Source organism: Streptomyces sp. NPDC004788 (assembly GCF_053601115.1).
Genome location: NZ_JBSGBF010000101.1, coordinates 1 through 21,431, shown reverse-complemented (window position 1 = coordinate 21,431; position 21,431 = coordinate 1). Strand labels below are relative to the sequence as shown.

The 21,431-nt window shown below is 72.9% G+C and carries 16 protein-coding genes and 1 riboswitch; of the genes, 3 read left to right on the top strand and 13 right to left on the bottom strand.

Annotation, left to right across the window (positions count from 1 at the left end):
• Positions 1-373 precede the first annotated feature (373 nt).
• The 3 genes from ACWEJX_RS31450 to ACWEJX_RS31440 all read right to left on the bottom strand — a co-directional run bounded on the left by ACWEJX_RS31450 (position 374) and on the right by ACWEJX_RS31440 (position 6,551).
• A complete protein-coding gene (locus ACWEJX_RS31450; RefSeq protein WP_451610823.1) occupies positions 374-1,567 on the bottom strand; it encodes an acyl-CoA dehydrogenase family protein in 1,194 nt (397 codons plus the stop codon).
• A gap of 282 nt (positions 1,568-1,849) precedes the next feature.
• Positions 1,850-5,056, bottom strand: a complete 3,207-nt coding sequence (locus tag ACWEJX_RS31445) for a DEAD/DEAH box helicase (protein WP_451610822.1) — start codon at positions 5,054-5,056, stop codon at positions 1,850-1,852.
• Positions 5,057-5,138: 82 nt separating this feature from the next.
• The gene (locus ACWEJX_RS31440; protein WP_451610821.1) at positions 5,139-6,551 is read right to left on the bottom strand and encodes a peptidase C39 family protein; all 1,413 of its coding nucleotides are present in this window, start codon (positions 6,549-6,551) and stop codon (positions 5,139-5,141) included.
• 185 nt (positions 6,552-6,736) lie between these two features.
• Here ACWEJX_RS31440 and ACWEJX_RS31435 point away from each other — a divergent pair, with 185 nt between their 5' ends.
• Together ACWEJX_RS31435 and ACWEJX_RS31430 are read left to right on the top strand one after the other, a co-directional pair.
• Positions 6,737-7,366: a uridine kinase family protein gene (locus ACWEJX_RS31435; protein WP_451610820.1), complete on the top strand. Its 630-nt coding sequence runs from the start codon at positions 6,737-6,739 to the stop codon at positions 7,364-7,366.
• 306 nt (positions 7,367-7,672) lie between these two features.
• Entirely contained in the window at positions 7,673-9,562 is a 1,890-nt protein-coding gene (locus tag ACWEJX_RS31430) for an AAA family ATPase (protein ID WP_451610819.1), read from the top strand.
• Between the two features lie 195 nt (positions 9,563-9,757).
• Here the strand turns inward: ACWEJX_RS31430 and ACWEJX_RS31425 are convergent, their stop codons facing one another.
• The 10 genes from ACWEJX_RS31425 to ribD all read right to left on the bottom strand — a co-directional run bounded on the left by ACWEJX_RS31425 (position 9,758) and on the right by ribD (position 18,394).
• A complete protein-coding gene (locus ACWEJX_RS31425) occupies positions 9,758-10,828 on the bottom strand; it encodes a hemolysin family protein (protein ID WP_451610818.1) in 1,071 nt (356 codons plus the stop codon).
• Entirely contained in the window at positions 10,825-12,165 is a 1,341-nt protein-coding gene (locus ACWEJX_RS31420) for a hemolysin family protein (protein ID WP_451610817.1), read from the bottom strand. The genes ACWEJX_RS31425 and ACWEJX_RS31420 overlap by 4 nt, the downstream gene beginning before the upstream one ends.
• A 232-nt stretch (positions 12,166-12,397) precedes the next feature.
• On the bottom strand, positions 12,398-12,850 hold the full coding sequence (locus ACWEJX_RS31415) for a PH domain-containing protein (protein ID WP_451610816.1): 453 nt from the start codon (positions 12,848-12,850) through the stop codon (positions 12,398-12,400).
• A 140-nt stretch (positions 12,851-12,990) separates the two neighbouring features.
• Positions 12,991-13,839 carry an ATP phosphoribosyltransferase gene (gene hisG, locus ACWEJX_RS31410; RefSeq protein WP_451610815.1) on the bottom strand — a complete coding sequence of 283 codons (849 nt, stop codon included), beginning with the start codon at positions 13,837-13,839 and terminating at the stop codon, positions 12,991-12,993.
• Between the two features lie 51 nt (positions 13,840-13,890).
• A complete protein-coding gene (locus ACWEJX_RS31405; RefSeq protein WP_116162050.1) occupies positions 13,891-14,163 on the bottom strand; it encodes a phosphoribosyl-ATP diphosphatase in 273 nt (90 codons plus the stop codon).
• Between the two features lie 34 nt (positions 14,164-14,197).
• Positions 14,198-14,683, bottom strand: coding sequence for a 6,7-dimethyl-8-ribityllumazine synthase (ribH, locus tag ACWEJX_RS31400; RefSeq protein ID WP_046907436.1), 486 nt, complete (start codon positions 14,681-14,683; stop codon positions 14,198-14,200).
• 33 nt (positions 14,684-14,716) lie between these two features.
• A complete protein-coding gene (locus ACWEJX_RS31395) occupies positions 14,717-15,997 on the bottom strand; it encodes a bifunctional 3,4-dihydroxy-2-butanone-4-phosphate synthase/GTP cyclohydrolase II (protein WP_451610814.1) in 1,281 nt (426 codons plus the stop codon).
• Positions 15,994-16,587 carry a nicotinamide mononucleotide transporter family protein gene (locus ACWEJX_RS31390; RefSeq protein WP_451610830.1) on the bottom strand — a complete coding sequence of 198 codons (594 nt, stop codon included), beginning with the start codon at positions 16,585-16,587 and terminating at the stop codon, positions 15,994-15,996. The genes ACWEJX_RS31395 and ACWEJX_RS31390 overlap by 4 nt, the downstream gene beginning before the upstream one ends.
• A 44-nt stretch (positions 16,588-16,631) precedes the next feature.
• Positions 16,632-17,264, bottom strand: a complete 633-nt coding sequence (locus ACWEJX_RS31385; RefSeq protein ID WP_451610813.1) for a riboflavin synthase — start codon at positions 17,262-17,264, stop codon at positions 16,632-16,634.
• A gap of 2 nt (positions 17,265-17,266) precedes the next feature.
• Positions 17,267-18,394, bottom strand: coding sequence for a bifunctional diaminohydroxyphosphoribosylaminopyrimidine deaminase/5-amino-6-(5-phosphoribosylamino)uracil reductase RibD (gene ribD / locus ACWEJX_RS31380; RefSeq protein WP_451610812.1), 1,128 nt, complete (start codon positions 18,392-18,394; stop codon positions 17,267-17,269).
• A gap of 180 nt (positions 18,395-18,574) precedes the next feature.
• A riboswitch (FMN riboswitch) is annotated at positions 18,575-18,704 on the bottom strand.
• A 254-nt stretch (positions 18,705-18,958) separates the two neighbouring features.
• Here ribD and ACWEJX_RS31375 point away from each other — a divergent pair.
• Entirely contained in the window at positions 18,959-21,334 is a 2,376-nt protein-coding gene (locus ACWEJX_RS31375) for a chitinase C-terminal domain-containing protein (RefSeq protein ID WP_451610811.1), read from the top strand.
• The last annotated feature ends 97 nt before the right edge of the window (positions 21,335-21,431 follow it).

Below are 21,431 nucleotides of genomic sequence, written 5' to 3'. Positions count from 1 at the left end.
GTTGGTCACGTCATGACCACGCTGTATACGACACCCAGCGGATACGGCCGGCACCGACAGTCCGAGCCGCGCTTTGAAGAATCGGTTCAGCAGACGGCGTCCGCAGCCGCGCCGACGCCGGGGCCCACACCCGCACCCGTACCCACACCCGTGCGGGCACCCGCACCCGCGCCCGTACCCACACCCGTGCCGGTACCCGCGCAGGCGGCGCCCGCTCCTCCGCCCCCGCCCGCGCCGCACCCGTCCGACCCGCCCATCTACTCGGCGGTGCTCCAGCTGTGGGCCAGCCACGGCCGGACCCTGCCCGGCCGGCGCGACCAGGAGTGGAGCCGGCTCGCGGCCGGACCCGTCTGGGCCGACCGGACCGTGCGGGTCAGCGGGATTCTGGTCCGGCCAGGTGACGCGCGATGACGACCCGCTGGATCTGATTGGTGCCCTCGACGATCTGGAGCACCTTCGCCTCCCGCAGAAACCGTTCGACGGGGAAGTCCGCGGTGTAGCCGTAGCCGCCGAGCACCTGCACCGCGTCCGTCGTGACCCGCATCGCCGCGTCCGAACAGAACAGCTTCGCCATGGCCGCCTGCTTCCCGAACGGCCGGCCCTCGTCCCGCAGCCGCGCGGCCTCCAGATACAGCGCCCGCCCGGCCTCGATCTGCGTCGCCATGTCCGCGAGCAGGAAGCGCAGGCCCTGGAAGTCCGCGATCGGCCGGCCGAACTGGCGCCGCTCCCGTGCGTACGCCACGGCCGCGTCCAGCGCGGCCCGCGCGACGCCCACCGCGCACGCCGCGATCCCGAGCCGCCCCGAGTCCAGGGCGGCCAGCGCGATCGCGAAGCCCTGACCCTCCGCCCCGATCCGCCGCGCGTCCGGCACGCGGACGCCGTCCAGATGCACCTGCGCCGTCGGCGAGCCCTTCATGCCCATCTTCCGCTCCGGCGCGGCCGCGCTCAGGCCGGGCGCGTCCCCCGGCACCAGGAAGGCGGTGATCCCCCTCGGGCCCGCGCCGCCCGTGCGCGCCATCACGGTGTAGAAGTCCGCGACACCGCCGTGCGTGATCCATGCCTTCGTGCCGTCGAGCACCCAGTCTCCCCCGGCGTCCCGGACCGCGCGGGTGCGCAGCGCGGCCGCGTCCGAACCGGAGGACGGCTCGGACAGGCAGTACGCGCCGAGCAGTCCGCCCCCCAGCATCGCCGGGAGGTGCGCGGCCCGCTGCTCGTCGGTGCCGAACGCGGCGAGCGCGTGGCAGGACAGGCTGTGCACGCTCACCCCGAGCGCCACGGTGAGCCGGGCGGCGGCCAGTTCCTCCAGGACCTGGAGGTAGACGGCGTACGGCTGGTCGCCGCCGCCGTACGCGGAGTCGTACGGGAGGCCGAGCAGGCCGGAGGCCGACAGCAGCGAGAGCAGCTCGCGAGGGAAGTGTCCGGCGGCCTCCTCCTCGGCCGCGCGCGGCAGGATCTCGCGCGCGGCGATCTCCCGTACCAGGGCGAACAGCTCCCTGGCCTCCTCGGTGGGCAGCCGGCGCTCCACGGGCTGCGGGGCGTGATCGGCGCGGTCGGCGCGGTCGGGCATGGCGGCGCACTCCTCCCTCTCTGGGCCCGAGTCCCCGCCCTCACGGGCCCGCCCGGGCTTCGACACTGCGCCGATGCTGCCTCGGGACAAGGCGCGCGAGGGGGCGGCGGGCGCGGTGGCGGGTGGAGTATGCCCGTTCGGCGGGCGGCTGAGACGGTACGGGCCCGGGCGCCGGCCCCGCCCTCGCCCCCCCCGGTCCGGTCTCGGCCCTCGGCCGCCCGGGTCAGGCACGGCCGCCCGGTCCCGCGACCTCGGTCGTCCGGGCCAGGCACCGCCGTCCGCTCAGGCACGCATCGCCGCGTATGCGCCGAGCCACCCTGCCGCCAGCCGGTCGCCGCGGGTGAAGACGGCCGCGCCTCGGCGGCCCGCCGACGGGTCGGCCGGGTCCGCGGGCGGCAGGAGCAGCGTGGTCTCGTCTCCGTCGGCGACGTGCCGGGTGGTCGTCGCGCCGTTCCACAGGCGGATCACGGCTCCGGGCGGGGCCCCTACGTGGACCGCGTCGTCCGTCAGGGTGAGGCGCGTGCCGGTGGCGCGCTCCGCGAGGAGGGCGCGGTAGCGGTCCGGGGGCAGGGCGCAGTCGCCGGGCGGGGTCGTGCCGTTCCAGTCGGGCGCGTCGATGCCGCGGGCCCGGGCGGCGCTCCACAGCCGAGGGACGAGTTCGGGCGCGAGCGGCGCCGTGGCCATGCGCTCGCACATCCAGAGCAGGCGTCCGGCTCCTCGGCGCACCCCGAGGGTGCGCCAGCGGATGCGCAGCGCGAGGTCGCCGGCGACGACCGCCACCCAGGGGTGGACGGTGCCGAGCGGGCCCTGCGCACCGAGCCAGGCGAGATAGCGCCGGGCCTCCTCCAGGATGCCGATCATGGAGTCCATGGGGATGCCGAGCACGTAGCCGGGGCGGCCGCGGAAGAGGCGCGGACGGGTCGCGACGAGGAGCAGGACCGCTCGTGACAGGTCTCCGGCCTGTGGCCGCTGCTCGTCGTCGGCCGGAGCCGCCCCGGCCACCGGTTCCTCCGCCGGGCCGAGGCCCCAGGGATCGCCCGGCTCGCCGTCCGACGCATCCGCCTGCTCGGTGTCCCGCAGGACGCGGCGCAGGGCGGCCTTGGCCCGCTCGGTGAACGGCGCCTGTTCGAGTACGGGCAGGCGGGTGCTGAGCAGGGCCGCGAGCAACTGCTCGGCGGCGCGCGGGTCCTCGGGGACGGGCGCTTCCCGCAACGCCGTCGCCAGGTCGTCGGCGAGCGTGGCGTCGACCATGAAGCGGCTGGTCAGCCGGCCCAGCGGGCTGGGCTCCAGGCGGTCGCCGTCGTCGGCGGGCCGCAGACAGCCCACGGAGGCCAGGAACTGCGCCGCCTCGTGCAGCGGTTCGACGCTGTCGTGGCCCTGGTGCGCGGCGAACGTCCCGGCCCACCAGCGCTCGGCCTCGTCGAGCGTCGACAGGCGCTCCTGCACGGCCTCGGCGAGGAGATGGTCGGCCAGGTGGTCGTCGAGCCGCGACCGCACGGTGTATCCGGCGGCCAGCCGCGCCTGCCAGTGGGCCCGTTCGGCCGGGTCGGTGAGCAGGAAGGCCCAGCCCTCGCGCTCTCCGGCGCCGATGCGGCCGGCCCGGCCGAACATCTGCTGGACCATGGACACCTCGACGCGGTCCAGGCCGATGGTGGTGTCGGCGACGATCACCGCGCGGGCGGGCAGGTTGACGCCGGCCGCGACGGTGGAGGTGGCGACCAGGACGTCCGCCTCGCGGGCGCGGAAGGCCTGCTCGGCCTCGCGCTTGTACGGCCAGTCGCGGTAGTGCAGCCGTACGCCGGCCTTGGTGCACAGCCGCTCCACGGCCTCGGCGTCGTCGGCGTCCACGCCCACGACGGGCACGCCGCGGTCGGCGGCCAGCGCGAGCGCCGTGGACCGCACCCGGCGCTTGCTGCCGCAGAAGACGAGGACGCTGCCGCCGTCCTCGGTGACCTGCCGGGCGATGCGTACGGTCGCCTCGGTGCGGACGGCGGCCCGTGCGGCCCAGTCCGTCTCGTCCACCAGGGGCAGCAGGGGCAGTTGCCAGGTGAGCCGGGTGGGCCGCCAGCCGGTGCGGACCAGGCGGGCGCCCAGCCACTGGGCGACCTCGTCCGCGTTGGCGACCGTCGCGGACAGGCCGACGATCCGGGTGGCGGCGCTGTCCTCGCGTACCCGGGCGAGCAGCGCCTCCAGTACGGCTCCGCGCGTCGGGTCGCCGAGCAGGTGGATCTCGTCGACCACCAGGCAGCCGACCTCCGCGAGGGCGTCCCGCAGCGAGCCCGCGCGGCAGATCGCCTCGAACTTCTCGGTGGTGGCCACCCACACGTCGGCCGACCGGATCAGCTCCGTGTCCACCGCGGCCTCACCGGTCAGGCGCACCACCCGCAGGCCGCGGCGGCGCCACAGCGCGAGCTCGCGGTCGAGTTCGTCGGTGAGCGAGCGCTGCGGCACCAGCCAGGCCGCCTTGCGTCCGCGGGCGTGCGCCTCAAGGGCCGCGACCATTCCGATCGGGGTCTTTCCGGCGCCCGTCGGCGCCACCACGACCAGATGCCCGGTGCCTTCGAGCACCACCGGGACGGCGGCGGCCTGCACCGGGTTGAAGGCCGGGTGCGGCAGCAGTCCGGCCCAGTCGGGCGGCACCAGTTCGCCGACGGGCACGTACGTGTCGCTGGCACCGTGACCGTCGCCGTCACCGTGACCGTCGCCGTCCGGCAGCTCCTCCAGCGCGTCCCACTGGGCGGCGAAGGCGTCCCTGGCCGCCGTCGCCCAGGGCCCGGCGGCGGGCGCCGCGCCGCCCGGACCGGCCACGACCAGCTCCGTACGGCCGCCGGTGTCGCCGACCGTGCCGACCTGGCCGGCCTCCTCCCAGTAGCGGCTGACCCGGTACGGGACGTCCCGCTCCTTCAGCCACGTCCGCAGCGGCTCGTACTCCGGGCCGTCCGGGAGGATCACCCGCACGTCCTCGGCCGCCGCGAGCGCCGCGTCGGCCGGGCGCCACGCGGGATCGGCCACCGTGCACCACAACAGCGCGCGCTGCTCGGTCCCGTCGGGCACGGCCAGGTCGTCCGGCCACGCCGGGCCACGGCCCGCGCGCGTCCCCGGGCGCGGCTGCGCCGGGACGCGGACGGTCACGGTCACGGCCCGCGCGGGACGGGAGGCCCCGGTGCCGGTGGCCTTCCCGGCCTGACGGGGCAGGGCGTCGGTCAGCTGGTCGTACCGCTTCACGCCGAGATCCGCGAGGGTGAAGGCCGTCGGGCAGGCGGGGCAGACGAGCGCCGTGTACTGGTAGGTGCGGCCCTGGGACTCGTACGGTCTGCGCAGCGCGTGCAGTTCGCCGGCGCAGGCCGGGCAGCGGCGGTCGACGGTCTCCTCAAGGCTCCACCCCGGCTCCGCGAACCGCGCCGGGAAATCTCCGCCCAGCGTGACGCCCCACCGCTCCCGAGCCAGGTCGGTGACGGATCCCTGCACGCCGGCCTCGTCACTACGCATGACCCGACTGTGGCATCCCATGATCACGGCGCGCACGCGGTTCGCGGGGTTTCCCCCGATCAAGCGGCCGCCGCGCACCTGTTCACAACACCCCTACCGCCTCAAGCGCCTTGCGCTGTACGGGAGTCGGGCGGTCGGGGAAATACAGGTAGCAGACGCCTCCGGTGCCCGAGGCCACCTTCCCGCTCGCGTTGTAGCGCTTGGTGCGGAGCCAGATGTTCTCCCATTCGCGCCGCTTGTAGATCCGGCGGACGGCCTCGTCGCCGGGTGAGGCGGGGTCGTTGGCGATCACGTCGCCGTCGGCGGTGAAGCCGATGACGGTCATGAGGTGGCCCGAGGTGCCGTAGCCGGCGCCGGTGAGTTCGTCCTTGCGGAAGGACTGGGAGGTGATGGCCGGGATGCCGGCCCGGATCAGGGTCTCCAGGTCGGTGAGCGAGCGGAGCCGGGTCACGACGGCGTTCATGTCGGGGTAGGTGGCGGCATAGGCGGCGTTGAAGGGCCAGTTGCCGCAGCCCGCGTACTGGTAGTCGTAGGTGGAGCGGGCCGCGTGGCAGACCTGGGGGTCGGCGTACGACGGGTTCACCCAGGCCAGGTCCTCGGCGGCGGGGCGGCGGCCCCAGTACTCGACGATCATCTGGGAGGAGGTGGGGCTGCACCACGCCTCGCCGCCGTTGTCGTACTCGGGGTACTGCCCGACGTGGATGTTCTGCGAGTAGCGCGGCACGACCAGCTCGTGGCCGGGGCCGGGCTCGGAGGCGGGCACGGTGAAGCGGTCGGGGATGTCCGAGGCCATGGCGCCGATGCGCCAGACCGTGGGCGTGAGGGTGGTGCCGGGCGTGCGGTGGAGGGTGAGGCGGAGGCGGTACGAGACGAGCCGGAGGCCGCTCGCCGGGTCGTCGATCGAGAAGGTGTCGGTCCAGACGGTCGCCCTGCCGTCGCTCTGGTCGTCGACGGAGGTACGGCGGATGTCGGCGTCGCCCGCGGCCCAGCGGCCCATCACGAACCAGGGGGTGTCGGTGCCGTCGCCGTACGTGCCGCGCAGTTCGACCTGGAGCCAGGTGCCGGGCGGGGTGTGGGCGTTCCAGGAGGCGACGACCTCGGTGGCGGGCACGGTGGAGGTATGGACGGGCGAGGTCCAGCGGGCGTACTCCCAGGTGCCGGTCCGGCCGGTGTGCGGGTCGGTGTAGTCGGTGCGGCCGGCCGGGGTGTCGATGACGAGGCCGGGGCGGTGGCCGGCGACGGCCCTGGTGCCGGCCGGGGTGCCGCAGCGCCAGTCGGTGTACGTGGACCAGAAGCGGTTGTCGACGAGTCCGGGCGCCGGGGCGTGGCCCGTGGGCTCGTCGGTGCACGTCTCGCGGTCGGCGCAGGTCTCCGCGGCCGAGGGGTCGGCGACCGAGGGGTCCGCGGCGGAGGCGGCCGGGGCCGTGGTGGCGGTGGCGGCCGCCGCGGCGAGGGCGGCGGCGAGGACGGTTCTGCGCGGGGTGGCAGGAGGCATGGGCGGTGACCCTCCAGTCGGTGGTGGCGGACGGACGGGCTGCGCGCCCATAATCGCGGCACGCGGACGGCTTCTGCCAGCGATTCGACACGTGCCGCGCGAGCAATATTGGTCTTCACCACTGGCGGCCACCGCCGTGCTGACCTGCGGCGGACCCGGGCGGGCCGCTCCCCTACCCTGGGGCCATGAACGATCTCGACCGCGTGGCCGCCGCCCTGCGCCGGCTGCCGCCCTCCTGCGGCCCGGTGCGGCTCGTCGCGGTCGACGGGCACGCGGGGTCCGGCAAGTCGACGCTCGCCGGCCGGCTCGCGGCCGCCCTGGGCGACGCCCCCGTCCTCCATCTCGACGACCTCGCCACGCACGAGGAGCTCTTCGAATGGACCGGCCGGCTCCTGGATGAGGTGATCGCACCGCTCTCCCGGGGCGAGACGGCGCTCTACCACCCGTACGACTGGGTCCTGCGCCGCTTCGGCGCGCCCCGGCCGCTGGCGGCCGCACCCGTGGTGCTCATGGAGGGCGTGGGGGCCGGGCGGCGGGCGCTGCGGCCGCATCTGGCGCGGCTGCTGTGGATGGAGCGCGGCCCCGAGGACTCCTGGGCGCGCGGCCGGCGCCGCGACGGGCCCGGGCTCTCCGACTTCTGGGACGGCTGGACGGTGGCGGAGTCTCGCCATTTCGCCGGGGACCCCTCACGGCCGTTCGCCGAGACCCTGGTGCGGGAGCGCGGAGAGGGTTACGAGTGGCTGCCAGGACCTGCTGTGGCGGCAAGCCCGAACCAGATCATCACTCAACGTGACGACTCCCCGGCCGCAAACTGAGTGGCCCGCACTCCGCTTCCGCAAGTGGCTCAACTCCGCTTGACCCAAGGGGCGTACAGGTCTTACGTTCTCAATGTGCGGCCCTTCGGAGCCGCCGCGGACGCGAAGCCCCCGGTTGTTCCCCCGTGATCGGGGGCTTCGTTCCGCCCCCACGCTCACCGTGGGTCACCGCCCGTGAACTGCCGACGGATCGCGTCGATCACGGGAGATCGGCTTCTTCACCCTCATCACGCACCCCCTGCGCAGGTACGATGCCCCTCGGTGCGGTCAATTCCCGTCCACGTGTAGACGGTTGTGGGGGACCCGATGGACTTCGGCACACAGGGCGCACACGCCCCCGCCGAACTCGCCTGGCTGCGCGGAGTCGACGCCTACACGATGGGCGCCTATCCGCAGGCCGAGGAGGAGTTCCGTACGGCGGTGCGCATCGACCCCGGCATGGCCGACGGCTGGCTCGGCCTGCACGCGCTGCGGGTCGACACCACGACCGCGCTGCTGCGCATGTACCGCAACCGCGAGCGCTTCGGCGAACAGCGGTCCCGGCACCGGAGGACGCTCAACTCCTGGTACTGGCTGGGCTGGTGGGTGCAGCCGGTCCTGGAGAGCCCGCGTGATCTGCTGCTCGCGCACGCCTCCCACTGGCTCGACGGCCGCCACGTGGCCGAGCTGGACCGGGCCCTCGCCGGGCTCCCGCCGGTCGACACCGACCCGCAGGTGCGCTTCCTGCACGCCTGCCGCGCCTATCTGGTCAAGGACTGGGACCAGCTGGTCCGGCACACCGAACCGCTCGTCGACGACCCGCTGCTCGGCATCGAGGCGGGGCTCTTCGGCGGCATGGCGCGGGTGCGCCTGGAGATGTACGGGCAGGCCGAGCCGTTGCTCGCCGCGGCGCTGATGCGCTGCCGCAGCGAACAGCCGCAGCGCAAGGAGCTGCGCTACTGGCTGGCCCGGGCCCACGAGGGCACCGGCCGGAGCGCCGCCGCGCTGCCCCTCTACCGGGCGGTGCACCGGATCGACCCGGCGTTCATGGACACGGCGGCGCGGCTCGCGGCGATCGCCGAGTACGACGGCTTCGAGGGCCCGGACGACCCGGCGGGCCTCACCACCGCGGTGTACGGCGGGCTCGGCCAGGACATGGTGGACGGCGACCGGTTCGTGCCGGAGTCGCCGGTCGGCGACGGGCTGCTGCTGAAGCCCGAGGCCGTGCCGCCGCCCGCGCCGCCGGAGCCGCCCGACGTCGTCCGGCAGAAGGCGGCGATCCCGCCGCAACCGGTGCCGCCGCGCTTCCCCGCCAGCCCGACCGACCCGGCGCTGCTCGCCGAGGCGCTCGCCGAGCTGGAGCGGATGGTCGGCATGGAGCCGGTGAAAAGGCAGGTCAAGGCCCTGTCGGCACAGCTGGAGATGGCCCGGCTGCGCGCCGGACAGGGCCTTCCCGTCCAGCCGCCGAAACGTCACTTTGTCTTCTCGGGCCCCTCCGGCACCGGCAAGACCACCGTCGCCCGCATACTCGGCCGGGTGTTCTACGCCCTCGGGCTGCTCGGCGGCGACCATCTCGTGGAGGCCCAGCGCGCCGACCTGGTCGGCGAGTTCCTCGGTCAGACGGCGGTCAAGGCGAACGAGCTGATCGACTCGGCCGTCGGCGGCGTGCTCTTCGTCGACGAGGCGTACTCGCTCTCCAACACCGGCTACAGCAAGGGCGACGCCTACGGCGACGAGGCCCTCCAGGTCCTCCTCAAGCGCGCCGAGGACAACCGCGACCACCTGGTGGTGATCCTGGCCGGCTACCCGGAGGGCATGGACCGGCTGCTCGCCGCCAACCCCGGGCTCTCCTCCCGCTTCACGACCCGGGTCGACTTCCCCTCGTACCGCCCGCTCGAACTCACCGAGATCGGCAAGGTGCTCGCCGCCGCGAACGGCGACTGCTGGGACGAGGAGGCCCTGGAGGAGCTGGGCTCGATCAGCGGGCACGTCGTCGAGCAGGGCTGGATCGATGAGCTCGGCAACGGGCGATTCCTGCGCACCCTGTACGAGAAGTCCTGCGCGTACCGGGATCTGCGCCTGTCCGGCTACGCGACCACCCCGACCCGCGACGACCTCGCGACGCTGCGCCTGCCGGACCTGATGCAGGCGTACGGCGAGGTCCTGTCCGGCCGCGGCCCGATGGACCGCGGCCCGCAGGAACCGCCGGGGATCTGATCCGGGATCGTGGATCCGAGATCCGAGACCGTGGATCCGGGATCCCGGATCGTGAATCCGAGATCGCGGAACCGAGACCCAGGATCGTGAATCCGAGATCGTGGATCCAGGATCGCGGATCCGATATCCAGGATCCGAGCTCCGGGATATTGGATCCCGGTGCTCGGATATTGGATCCAAGCGCGCCCCGCCCGCTCAGCCCGCCAGCGCCTCCGCCGGACGTTCCGGACGGGGAGCCGGGGCGAGCCGGTGGGCCGGGTCGCGGACCTCGCCCACCAGCATCTCCAGGACGTCCTCCAGGGCGACCAGGCCGAGCACCCGGCCGGAGGCGTCCGCGACCTGGGCCAGGTGGGTGGCGGCGCGGCGCATCACGGTGAGGGCGTCGTCGAGCGGCAGCTCGGACCGCAGCGTGGCCATGGGGCGCCAGACGTGCTGGGGCACCGCGCGCTCGCGGTCCTCCAGGTCGAGGACGTCCTTCACGTGCACGAAGCCCATGAAGGAGCCGCGGCCCTTGCGGCAGACCGGGAAGCGGGAGTAGCCGGTCCGGACGGTGAGCTCCTCGATCTCGCGCGGGGTGACGGACGGGGAGACCGTGACCAGCGAGGCGGAGGGGATGAGGACGTCCGTGACGGGGCGGGTGCCCAGTTCCAGGGCGTCCTCCAGGCGCTCCTGCTCGGCCGGGTCGAGGAGTCCGGCCTGGCCGGCGTCCTCGACGAGGCGTCCGAGCTGGGCGCTGGTGAAGACGGCCTCGACCTCGTCCTTGGGTTCCACCTTGAAGGCCCGCAGCACCAGCCGGGCGCAGGCGCCGAGGGCCGTGGTGACGGGCCGGCAGAGCCGGGCGAAGCCGACCAGGCCGGGGCCGAGGAGGAGCGCGGTGCGCTCGGGGTCGGCCATGGCCAGGTTCTTCGGGACCATCTCGCCGATCACCAGGTGGAGGAAGACCACCATGGCGAGCGCGAACACGTACCCGAGGGGATGGATCAGGCCCGCCGGCACGTGCACGGCGTGGAAGACGGGTTCGAGCAGCGCGGCCACGGTCGGCTCGGCGACGGCGCCGAGGGTGAGCGAGGCGACGGTGATGCCGAACTGGGCGGCGGCCATCATCTGCGGCAGGTTCTCCAGGCCGTACAGGACCTGGCGGGCCCGCTTGCCGCTTCGCTGCTCGATCTGGCTGCGGCGCACGGAGACGAGCGCGAACTCGGCGCCGACGAAGAAGCCGTTGGCGAGCACGAGGAGGACGGCGAGGAACAGCGGGAGCAGACTCATCGGGCGGCCTCCACGGCGACGGGCACCGGGGCGGTGCGCATGATCCGCACCCGTTCGGCGCGGTAGCGGTCGACCTGGCGCACCGAGAGCCGCCAGCCCGGGAGTTCGGCCCGGTCGCCCGGGGCGGGGATGCGCCCGAGCAGGTCGGCGACGAGCCCGGCGACCGTCTCGTACGGGCCGTCGGGCACGTCGAGTCCTATCCGGTGCAGGGTGTGCACCCGGCAGGAGCCGTCGGCCTCCCAGACCTCCTTGCCGTCCTCGGAGGACACGGGGGCGAGTTCGGGCCGTTCGTCGGCGGCGGTGTCGTGCTCGTCGCGGACCTCGCCGACGAGCTCCTCGACGATGTCCTCCAGGGTGACGACGCCGGCGGTGCCGCCGTACTCGTCGACGACGACCGCGATCGGCTGCTCGCGGCGCAGCCGCTCCAGGAGGGCCTGGGCGGGCAGCGACTCGGGGACGAGCAGCGGCGGGACGGCGATCCGGCCGACCGGGGTGCGGTGCCGCTCGTGCGGGACGACGGCGAGGGCGTCCTTGAGGTGGACCATGCCGACGATCTCGTCGATCCGCTCGCGGTAGACCGGGAAGCGGGACAGGCCGGTGGCCCGGGTGAGGTTGAGGACGTCGGCCGCGGTGGCGTCCGACTGCAGGGCGCTCATCTTCACCCGCGGGGTCATGACCTGCTCGGCGGTGAGCCCGCCGAGCGACAGGGTCCGTACGAAGAGGTCGGCGGTGTCCTGTTCGAGGGCGCCCGCCTGGGCCGAGTGGCGGGCGAGGGAGACCAGCTCCCCCGGGGTGCGCACCGAGTCGAGCTCGTCGGCCGGTTCGACGCCGAAGAGCCGGACGAGCCGGTTGGCGACGGTGTTCAGTACGGAGATCACCGGGCGGAACAGCGCGGAGAAGACGTGCTGCGGGCCGGCGACGAAGCGGGCCACCTGGAGCGGCCGGGAGACCGCCCAGTTCTTGGGCACGAGTTCGCCGACCACCATCTGCACGGCGGACGCGAGCAGCATGCCGACCAGCACCGAGATGCCGGACACGGCCCCTTCGGGCAGCCCGGTCGCGGCGAGCGGCCCGTCGAGCAGGCCGGCGAGCGCGGGCTCGGCGAGCATGCCGGTGACGAGCGAGGTGATGGTGATGCCGAGCTGGGTGCCCGAGAGCTGGAAGGACAGCTCGCGCAGCGCCGTCACGACGCCGCGGGCGCGGCGGTCGCCTTCGGCGGCGGCGCGCTCGGCCTCGGCGCGTTCCACGGTGACGAGGCCGAACTCGGCGGCCACGAAGAAGCCGTTGGCGAGGATCAGAAGGAAGGCTGCGGCGAGCAGCGACAGAGAGACGATCATGCCGCCGCCTCCAGGGAGGGGGCGGCGCAGGTACTACCGGACGATCCGTCCATTGCCGGAGGGAGTCACTCCTCGGAGTCGTTGGGCGGCCTCGCGGGCCGCCGGCGGGCGGCCCTGCACATGCGAGGCGGTGGTGCCGCTCGGCACCACCGCCTCAAGAGTAATCACGCCCGTGCCGCGTCGGGCAGGGGGTCGGCCCCGTATGGGGGACGGATCAGGGTCGCCCGCCCGTTCAGGCCGCTTCCGTGCCGCTGCCATGGCTCTCGGCGAGCGCGCGCAGGGCGCGCGCGTCGCTGATGGCCTTCTCCTTGGCGATGCCCGGCTGGATGCCGAGGACGGGCAGGCTGGTGCCGTCGCTCAGGTCGAGGAAGACCCAGGGGTCGCCGTGGCGCAGGTTGACCCGCAGGATCTGGGCCCATGCGAGCCGGCGCGTCCGGGTGATGTTGACGACCGTCACACCCTCGTCGTCGGCGACGACCTTGGGCCGGGCGAGCAGCACCAGGACGCCCAGGAAGAGCGCGGCGGTGAAGACGAAGCTGGCCCGCTCCCCCGGTCCGAGCTTCTCCAGGATCAGCCCGACGGCCGAGATGACGACGAACATCGCCACGCCGAGGGTCAGCAGGACGACCCGGGTGCGGGCCGGCCGGAAGGTGACCGGGAGGGCGGGCGGCGTGGCGTCGGACATCGGGTGTTCCTCGCGGAGGTGCGGCAGGCGGGTCGGCGGGCGGGCCCGGCGGCGCCGGGCCGGCTCAGCAGCCGCCGGCCGGCTCGGCGGCGAGCGGCCGGCTGAGCGGCGAACGGCCGGCTGAGCGGCGGCGGGCTGGCTCAGAGGCGGCAGGCGTGGATGGCCGTGGTGAGGATGGCGCGCGCGCCCAGCTCGTACAGGTCGTCCATGACCTTCTGCGCCTCCTTGGCGGGGACCATGGCGCGCACGGCGACCCAGCCCTCGTTGTGCAGCGGCGAGACGGTGGGCGACTCCAGGCCCGGGGTGAGGGCGACGGCCTGCTCCAGGTGCTCGGCGCGGCAGTCGTAGTCCATCATCACGTACGAGCGGGCGACGAGGACGCCCTGGAGGCGGCGCAGGAACTGCTGCACCTTGGGGTCGTCGGCCGTGGCGCCGGTGCGGCGGACGACGACGGCCTCGGAAGTGAGGATCGGCTCGCCGATGACCTCCAGGCCGGCGTTGCGCAGGCTGGTGCCGGTCTCGACGACGTCCGCGATGATCTGGGCGACGCCCAGCTGGATCGCGGTCTCGACGGCGCCGTCGAGGTGCACGACGGAGGCGTCGACGCCCTGCTCGGCGAGGTGCTTGGCGACGATGCCCTCGTAGGAGGTGGCGATCGTCATGCCGTGGAAGTCCTCGGGGCCCTTCGCGGTGCCGGGGCGGGTGGCGTAGCGGAAGGTGGAGCGGCCGAAGTTCAGCGGCAGGATCTCCTCGGCGTTGGCGCCGGAGTCCAGGAGCAGGTCGCGGCCGGTGATGCCGATGTCGAGCCGGCCGGAGGCCACGTAGATCGCGATGTCCTTGGGACGGAGGTAGAAGAACTCCACCTCGTTGTCCGGGTCGACGGTGACGAGCTCCTTGGACTCCTTGCGCTGCCGGTAGCCCGCCTCATGGAGCATCTCCATCGCAGGTCCGGAGAGAGAACCCTTGTTGGGGACGGCGATGCGCAGCATGGGGTGGGCTTCCTTTGCCTCAGGAGTTTCGGGGTGTCGGGTGCTGGGTGCTCAGAGGTGGGCGTAGACGTCGTCGAGCGAGATCCCGCGGGCGACCATCATCACCTGGACGTGGTACAGCAGCTGCGAGATCTCCTCGGCGGCGGCTTCCTTGCCCTCGTACTCGGCGGCCATCCAGACCTCGGCGGCCTCCTCGACGACCTTCTTGCCGATGGCATGGACGCCCTTGCCGACCAGTTCCGCGGTACGGGAGGTCGCCGGGTCGCCGGTCTCGGCCTTGAGCTTGAGCTCGGCGAAGAGCTCTTCGAAGGTTTTGTTCGCCATGATGTCCTAAGAGTACGGGGTGCGAGGCTTGCACTCAGCGCCAGGGTTCGCTGACCGTGCGCAGCGTGGTCGCGGTGGCGACGGCGGCGGTGACGGCCTCGTGGCCCTTGTCCTCGCTGGAGCCCTCCAGGCCGGCCCGGTCCAGGGCCTGCTCCTCGTTGTCCACGGTCAGGACGCCGAATCCGACGGGTACGCCGGTGTCGATCGAGACCTGGGTGAGGCCGTGGGTGACGCCCTGGCACACGTACTCGAAGTGCGGCGTCCCGCCGCGGATGACGACGCCGAGGGCCACGATGGCATCGTAGCCGCGCCCGGCGAGCACCTTGGCCACGACGGGGAGCTCGAAGCTGCCGGGGACGCGCAGCAGGGTGGGCTCCTCGATGCCGAGCTCGCTCAGCGCCCGCAGGGCGCCGTCGACGAGGCCGTCCATGATCTTCTCGTGCCACTGGGCGGCGATGACCGCCACCCGCAGGTCGCCGCAGTTCTTCACGCTGAGGACGGGTGCGCCCTTGCCGCTCATGGTTCTCCTTGGTCGATCTCGGTACGTGCTGACTTACTGGTTTCCGCAGGTGGACGGCTGCGTGCCGTCCAGCCAGGGCAGGTCGTGGCCCATCCGGTCCCGCTTGGTGCGCAGGTAGGTGAGGTTGTGCTCGCCGGCCTGGACGGGCATGGGCTCGCGGCCCTCGACGGTGAGGCCGTGGCGGGTGAGCGCGTCGACCTTGTCGGGGTTGTTGGTCATCAGGCGCAGGGTGCGGACGCCGAGGTCGGCGAGGATCTGCGCGCCGGCCGCGTAGTCGCGGGCGTCGGCGGGCAGGCCGAGTTCCAGGTTGGCGTCGAGGGTGTCGCGGCCGCGCTCCTGGAGCTCGTACGCGCGGAGCTTGGACAGCAGGCCGATGCCGCGTCCCTCGTGGCCGCGCAGATAGACCACGACGCCGCGGCCGGCCTCGGTGATCCGGTCCATGGACGCCTGGAGCTGGGGGCCGCAGTCGCAGCGCAGCGAGTGGAAGACGTCGCCGGTGAGGCACTCGGAGTGGACCCGGACCAGCACGTCCCGGCCGTCGCCGATCTCGCCGTGGACGAGGGCGACGTGCTCGACGCCGTCGACGGTGGAGCGGTAGCCGTACGCGGTGAACTCGCCGTGCGCGGTGGGCAGGTGGACCTCGGCCTCGCGGCGGACGGTCGGCTCGGCGGAGCGGCGGTAGGCGATCAGGTCCTCGATGGAGATGATCGTCAGGCCGTGCTTGCGGGCGAACGGGATCAGCTCGGGCAGCCGCAGCATCGCGCCGTCCTCGCCGGCGATCTCGACGATCGCGCCGGCCGGGCGGAGACCGGCGAGCCGGGCGAGGTCGACGGCGGCCTCGGTGTGCCCGTTGCGGGCGAGCACGCCGCCGTCCTTGGCGCGCAGCGGGAAGATGTGGCCGGGGCGGACGAAGTCGCCGGGCTCGTGCACTCCGCTCGCGAGCAGCCGCAGGGTGGTGGCGCGGTCGGACGCGGAGATGCCGGTGGTCACGCCGTGGGCGGCGGTCGCGTCGACGGAGACGGTGAAGGCGGTCTTCATCGACTCGGTGTTGTCGTCGACCATCTGCGGCAGCCGGAGGCGGTCGAGCTCGTCGCCCTCCATGGGGGCGCAGATCAGGCCGCGGCACTCGCTCATCATGAAGGCGACGACCTCGGGGGTGGCCTTCTCGGCGGCGATGACGAGGTCGCCCTCGTTCTCGCGGTCCTCGTCGTCCACGACGACGACGGGGCGGCCTGCGGCGATGTCCGCGATGGCCTGTTCGACGGGGTCGAGGGTGAGGTCGGTGGCGTCCCAGAGAGGCAGCGCACTGGTCATGCGTGGGCTCCTTCCAGAGTGGCGGGAACAGCGCGGGACCGGAGCCACCAGTCGCGCATGCCCCAGATGACGAGGGCGAAGTAGATGACGTAGACGAGGCCGGAGAAGGCGAGGCCGCTGCTGAAGGCGAGCGGGACGCCGACCAGGTCGACGAGGAGCCAGGCGAACCAGAACTCGACCAGGCCGCGGGCCTGGGCGACCATCGCGACGAGGGTGCCGACGAAGATGTAGGCGTCGGCCCACGGGCTCCAGGAGAGCTGCGGGTAGAGGGTGAACAGGCCGCCGACGGCGAGGGTGCCGAGGGCCGCGCCGCCCAGGAGCACTCCGCGCTCCTTCCAGGTGGCGAAGCGGACGGCGATGGAGCCGTCCTGCGCCTGCTGCCTGCCGCGGTTCCACTGCCACCAGCCCCAGGCGGCGACGCCGATGACGAGGAGCTGCTTGCCGACGCCGCCGGCCAGGTGGGCGGAGGCGTAGGCGCCGACGAGGATCAGGCCGGAGAGCAGCTGGGCGGGCCAGGTGAGGATGGAGCGGCGCCAGCCGAGGGCCAGGGCGATCAGGCCGATCGTGTTGCCGATCATGTCGGACCACATGATGTGCTGGCCGAAGACGGCGAACGCCTCGGAGTTGAGCCAGTTCACTTGACGTTCCCCTGTCCGTTCGACTGTGCGTGCGACTGGCCGTTCGGGCCGAGCAGCCGCTCGACGTACTTGGCGATGACGTCCACCTCGAGGTTGACCGGGGCGCCGGGCTGCTTGATGCCGAGCGTGGTCAGGGCGAGGGTGGTGGGGATGAGGCTGATGGTGAACCAGTCGTCGCCGACCTCGACGACGGTGAGGCTGACACCGTCGACGGTGATGGAGCCCTTCTCGACGACGTAGCGGGCGAGCTGCGCGGGCAGGCCGACCTTGACGATCTCCCAGTGCTCGGAGGGCTCGCGCTCCAGGATGGTGCCGGTGCCGTCCACGTGGCCCTGGACGATGTGGCCGCCGAGGCGTCCGCCGACGGCCATGGGCCGCTCCAGGTTGACGCGGAAGCCGACCTCCAGGGCGCCCAGCGAGGAGCGCTTGAGGGTCTCGGCCATCACGTCGGCGGTGAACTCGCCGTCGCCGAACTCCACGACCGTGAGGCAGACGCCGTTGACGGCGATCGAGTCGCCGTGCTGGGCCCCTTCGGTGACCACGGGGCCGCGCAGGCGGAAGCGGGAGGCGTCCTGCAGCTGCTCGACGGCGACGACCTCGCCCAGCTCTTCGACGATTCCGGTGAACACGGTCAGGCTCCCTTGGGGGTCAGGACGGCAGGGGCGGTGGGGCCGGCGCTGGGGACGGCGCCGGGAACGGCGGTGATGCGGATATCGGATCCAATGCGCGCGGTGTCGATGACGTCGAGGCGCAACGCACGCGCGATGGTGGTGATTCCGGCGTCGGCGAGGGCGGCGGGGCCCGCGCCGAGCAGCACCGGGGCGAGATAGCCGACGACCTGGTCGACGGCGCCCGCGGCGACGAAGGAGCCCGCGAGGGTGGGGCCGCCTTCGAGGAGGACGGAGCGGATGCCGCGGGCGTACAGCGCGGTGAGCAGCTCGTGCACGCCGACGCGGCCGTCGCGCAGGGGCAGCCGGAGCAGCTCGACGCCGGGCAGGTGCCGGGTGTCGGCGTCCTCGCCGACCACGAGCAGGGTGGGCGCGGCGTCGTCGAGGATCCGGGCGGTGGGCGGCAGCTCGGCGCGGGTGTCGAGGGCGATCCGCAGCGGCTGGGTGACGCCCTCGATGCCGCGGACGGCGAGGTGCGGGTCGTCCGTGCGCAGCGTCCCGCCGCCGACGAGGACGGCGTCGGCCTCGGCGCGCAGCCGGTGGACGTCGGCGCGGGACTCGGCGGAGCTGATCCAGCGGGAGGTGCCGTCGGCGGCGGCGATCCGGCCGTCGAGGGTGGCGGCGTACTTCCAGCGGACGAAGGGGCGGCCCTCGCGTACGGAGGTGAGCCAGGCGGTGTTGCCGGCCTCGGCCTCGTCCCGCAGGAGGCCCTGCTCGACCTCGACGCCGGCCTCGCGCAGCGTGTCGGCACCGCCCGTGGCCTGCGGGTTCGGGTCGCCGACCGCGTAGACGACGCGGGCGATCCCGGCCTCGATCAGGGCCTGGGAGCAGGGGCCGGTGCGGCCGGTGTGGTTGCAGGGTTCGAGGGTGACGTACGCGGTGCCGCCGCGGGCCAGGACGCCGGCCTCGCGCAGGGCGTGGACCTCGGCGTGCGGGCCGCCGGCGCGCTGGTGCCAGCCTTCGCCGACCTGGTGGCCGGAGGCGTCGGTGATGACGCAGCCGACGACGGGGTTGGGGCTGGTGGAGCCGAGTCCGCGGGCGGCGAGCGCGATCGCGCGTCGCATGGCGGTGATGTCGGCTGGCGTGGCCACCGGGTCCTCCTGCCTCTTCGGGCACGGACTCCGGGGCCTGTCGGTGACGACAGAGAGCGGGTACGACGGCCTCGCGCGGGGTGTGCCGAAGCCGAGGGTCCTCCTGGTGCGCCGGGACCGGAAACCGGTACGGCGACCAGCGGACGTACGGCCGGCTCACCCCTGTGAAGGGGTCGCCCGCCGCGCACTGCCTCCCATCCGGACTTTCACCGTCGGTCCAGGAATCTCACCTGGTCAACCGGCCGCTGGCTGCGGACGGGTCGCGGACTATACCGCCGGTTCGGAATTACACCGACCCCGGAGTGCGCTGCTGCTGATACAGGGCCAGTGTGCCACGGACGAAGACCGGCCATACGGGTGAGGCCCTGTGGGCTGACTCACAGCCCGGCTCACCCTCCCACGGAATACGCCTTTGGTCCAGACCTATTGACGCACTGGTCTAGTCCTCTTAATCTCCGTGTCACCTCCGAGGTACGGCCCGCCGGTGTGCGCACTCCACGGGCCCAACACGACCCACCCCCCTGTTCGTTGTGTTCTGACCGACCTCCCTTGGAGGAACCGATCGTGCTGTCCCCCACGAAGAAGAGAGCGACGCTGCTGGCGTCCGGCGCGGCCGTCGCCGGACTCCTGTTCGGCTCGCTCTCCGGCGGCGTCTCGTACGCCGCCGACAACGAGAGCTGTCGCCCCGACGGGCTGTACAAGACCCCCGGCGTCGACGTCCCGTACTGCTCGGTCTACGACACCGAGGGCCGCGAGAAGATGGGCGCGGACCACCAGCGCCGGGTCATCGGCTACTTCACCGGCTGGCGCACCGGCAAGAACGGCGAGCCCGCCTATCTGGCCTCCGACATCCCGTGGGACAAGGTCACCCACATCAACTACGCCTTCGGTCACGTCGGCAGCGACAACAAGCTGTCCGTGGGCGCGGACGGCCCGGACAACGCGGCCACCGGGATGACCTGGCCCGGTGTCGCGGGCGCCGAGATGGACCCCGCGTACCCCTACAAGGGCCACTTCAACCTGCTGAACAAGTTCAAGAAGAGCCATCCGAACGTGAAGACGCTGATCTCGGTCGGCGGCTGGGCGGAGACCGGCGGCTACTTCGACGACAGCGGCAACCGGGTGAACTCCGGCGGCTTCTACGCGATGGCCACCAACGCCGACGGGTCGGTCAACCAGGCCGGGATCGACACGTTCGCGAACTCGGCCGTCGACTTCGTCCGGAAGTACGGCTTCAACGGCGTCGACATCGACTACGAGTACCCGACGACCATGAAGGACGCCGGCAACCCGCTCGACTGGCAGCTCGCCAACGCGCGCCGCGCGGGCCTCGTGCAGGGCTACGCGGCGCTGATGAAGTCGCTGCGCGAGAAGCTCGACCGGGCCGGCGCCGCCGACGGCAGGCACTACCTGCTGACCGTCGCCGCGCCCTCCTCCGGCTATCTGCTGCGCGGCATGGAGACCTTCCAGATGCAGAGGTACCTGGACTACGTCAACATCATGTCCTACGACCTGCACGGCGCCTGGAACGAGTACGTCGGCCCGAACGCCTCGCTCTTCGACGACGGCAAGGACGCCGAGCTCGCCGCCGCGAACGTCTACGGCTCCTCGCAGTACGGCTCCATCGGCTACCTGAACACCGACTGGGCGTACCACTACTTCCGCGGCTCGATGCCGGCCGGCCGGATCAACATCGGGCTGCCCTACTACACCCGCGGCCACAAGAACGTGCAGGGCGGCACCGACGGTCTGTGGGGCAAGGCCGCCGCGACCACCTGCCCGGCCGGCTCCGGCCTGACCAAGTGCGGTGACGGCGCCTCCGGCATCGACAACCTGTGGCACGACAAGGACACCAACGGGCAGGAGTCGCCCGCCGGTTCCAACCCGATGTGGCACGCCAAGAACCTGGAGAAGGGGATCGTCGGCGACTACGTCACCAAGTACGGCTTCCCCGCCGACACCAGGCTGACCGGCACCTACGCCCGCAAGTACGACCCGACGCTGGTCGCCCCGTGGCTGTGGAACGCCGAGAAGAAGGTCTTCCTGTCCACCGAGGACGAGCAGTCGGTGGGCGCCAAGGCCGACTACGTGGTCGACCGCGGCATCGGCGGCACGATGGTCTGGGAGCTGGCCGGCGACTACGGCTGGAACGCGGCCAAGGGCCAGTACGAGATGGGCTCCACGCTCACCTCGCTGATGTACGACAAGTTCAAGGCGGCCACCCCGTACGGCGCGAAGAAGTCGAACAGGGCGCTGCCCACGCAGGCCGTGAACGTCGGCGTGGAGTTCACCGACTTCAAGCTGGGCGACTCCAACTACCCGATCACGCCGAAGCTGCGGATCACCAACAACACGCAGACGACGCTGCCGGGCGGCACGGAGTTCCAGTTCGACTACGCCACCTCGGCCCCGAACAACGCCTCCGACCAGTCCGGCTTCGGTACGAAGGTGATCAGCAGCGACCACACGGGCAGCAACGTGGGCGGCCTGAAGGGCGACTTCCACCGGGTCTCCCTGAAGCTCCCGGCCTGGCAGTCGCTCGCCCCGGGCGCCACCGTCGACGTGGCCTTCAACTACTACCTGCCGGTCTCGACGCCGTCGAACTGGACGGTGACGATCAACGGCACGGCGTACGCGCTCGCCGCCGACCTGGCCCGCGGCACGACGGTGGTGGAGCCGGGCGGCTCGACCGCGACCCCGACGCCGACGCCGACCACCACCACGCCCACGCCGACCCCCACCACCACGTCGCCGACCCCGACGCCCACGCCGACGGGTGGCACCTGCACCGCCCCGGCGTACGTGGCCGGCCAGATCTACACCGCGGGTCAGACCGTGTCCCACAAGGGCCACAACTGGAAGGCCAAGTGGTGGACGCAGAACGAGGAGCCGGGCACGACCGGTGACTGGGGCGTCTGGCAGGACCTCGGCGCCTGCTAGCGCACGCCTCCTGAGAAACCCCCGGCGGCGGTCTCACGGCCCTTGCCGCCGCCGGGTCTCCGAAGCCCGCGCCGCGCCCCCCCCCTGTCCGGGGCGC

Excerpts from the sequence above, each read along its gene's own strand:
- ACWEJX_RS31450 (WP_451610823.1), bottom strand. The coding sequence starts at position 1,567 with ATGCCCGACCGCGCCGACCGCGCCGATCACGCCCCGCAGCCCGTGGAG.
- ACWEJX_RS31445 (WP_451610822.1), bottom strand. The coding sequence starts at position 5,056 with ATGCGTAGTGACGAGGCCGGCGTGCAGGGATCCGTCACCGACCTGGCT.
- ACWEJX_RS31440 (WP_451610821.1), bottom strand. The coding sequence starts at position 6,551 with ATGCCTCCTGCCACCCCGCGCAGAACCGTCCTCGCCGCCGCCCTCGCC.
- ACWEJX_RS31435 (WP_451610820.1), top strand. The coding sequence starts at position 6,737 with ATGAACGATCTCGACCGCGTGGCCGCCGCCCTGCGCCGGCTGCCGCCC.
- ACWEJX_RS31430 (WP_451610819.1), top strand. The coding sequence starts at position 7,673 with ATGGACTTCGGCACACAGGGCGCACACGCCCCCGCCGAACTCGCCTGG.
- ACWEJX_RS31425 (WP_451610818.1), bottom strand. The coding sequence starts at position 10,828 with ATGAGTCTGCTCCCGCTGTTCCTCGCCGTCCTCCTCGTGCTCGCCAAC.
- ACWEJX_RS31420 (WP_451610817.1), bottom strand. The coding sequence starts at position 12,165 with ATGATCGTCTCTCTGTCGCTGCTCGCCGCAGCCTTCCTTCTGATCCTC.
- ACWEJX_RS31415 (WP_451610816.1), bottom strand. The coding sequence starts at position 12,850 with ATGTCCGACGCCACGCCGCCCGCCCTCCCGGTCACCTTCCGGCCGGCC.
- hisG (WP_451610815.1), bottom strand. The coding sequence starts at position 13,839 with ATGCTGCGCATCGCCGTCCCCAACAAGGGTTCTCTCTCCGGACCTGCG.
- ACWEJX_RS31405 (WP_116162050.1), bottom strand. The coding sequence starts at position 14,163 with ATGGCGAACAAAACCTTCGAAGAGCTCTTCGCCGAGCTCAAGCTCAAG.
- ribH (WP_046907436.1), bottom strand. The coding sequence starts at position 14,683 with ATGAGCGGCAAGGGCGCACCCGTCCTCAGCGTGAAGAACTGCGGCGAC.
- ACWEJX_RS31395 (WP_451610814.1), bottom strand. The coding sequence starts at position 15,997 with ATGACCAGTGCGCTGCCTCTCTGGGACGCCACCGACCTCACCCTCGAC.
- ACWEJX_RS31390 (WP_451610830.1), bottom strand. The coding sequence starts at position 16,587 with ATGTGGTCCGACATGATCGGCAACACGATCGGCCTGATCGCCCTGGCC.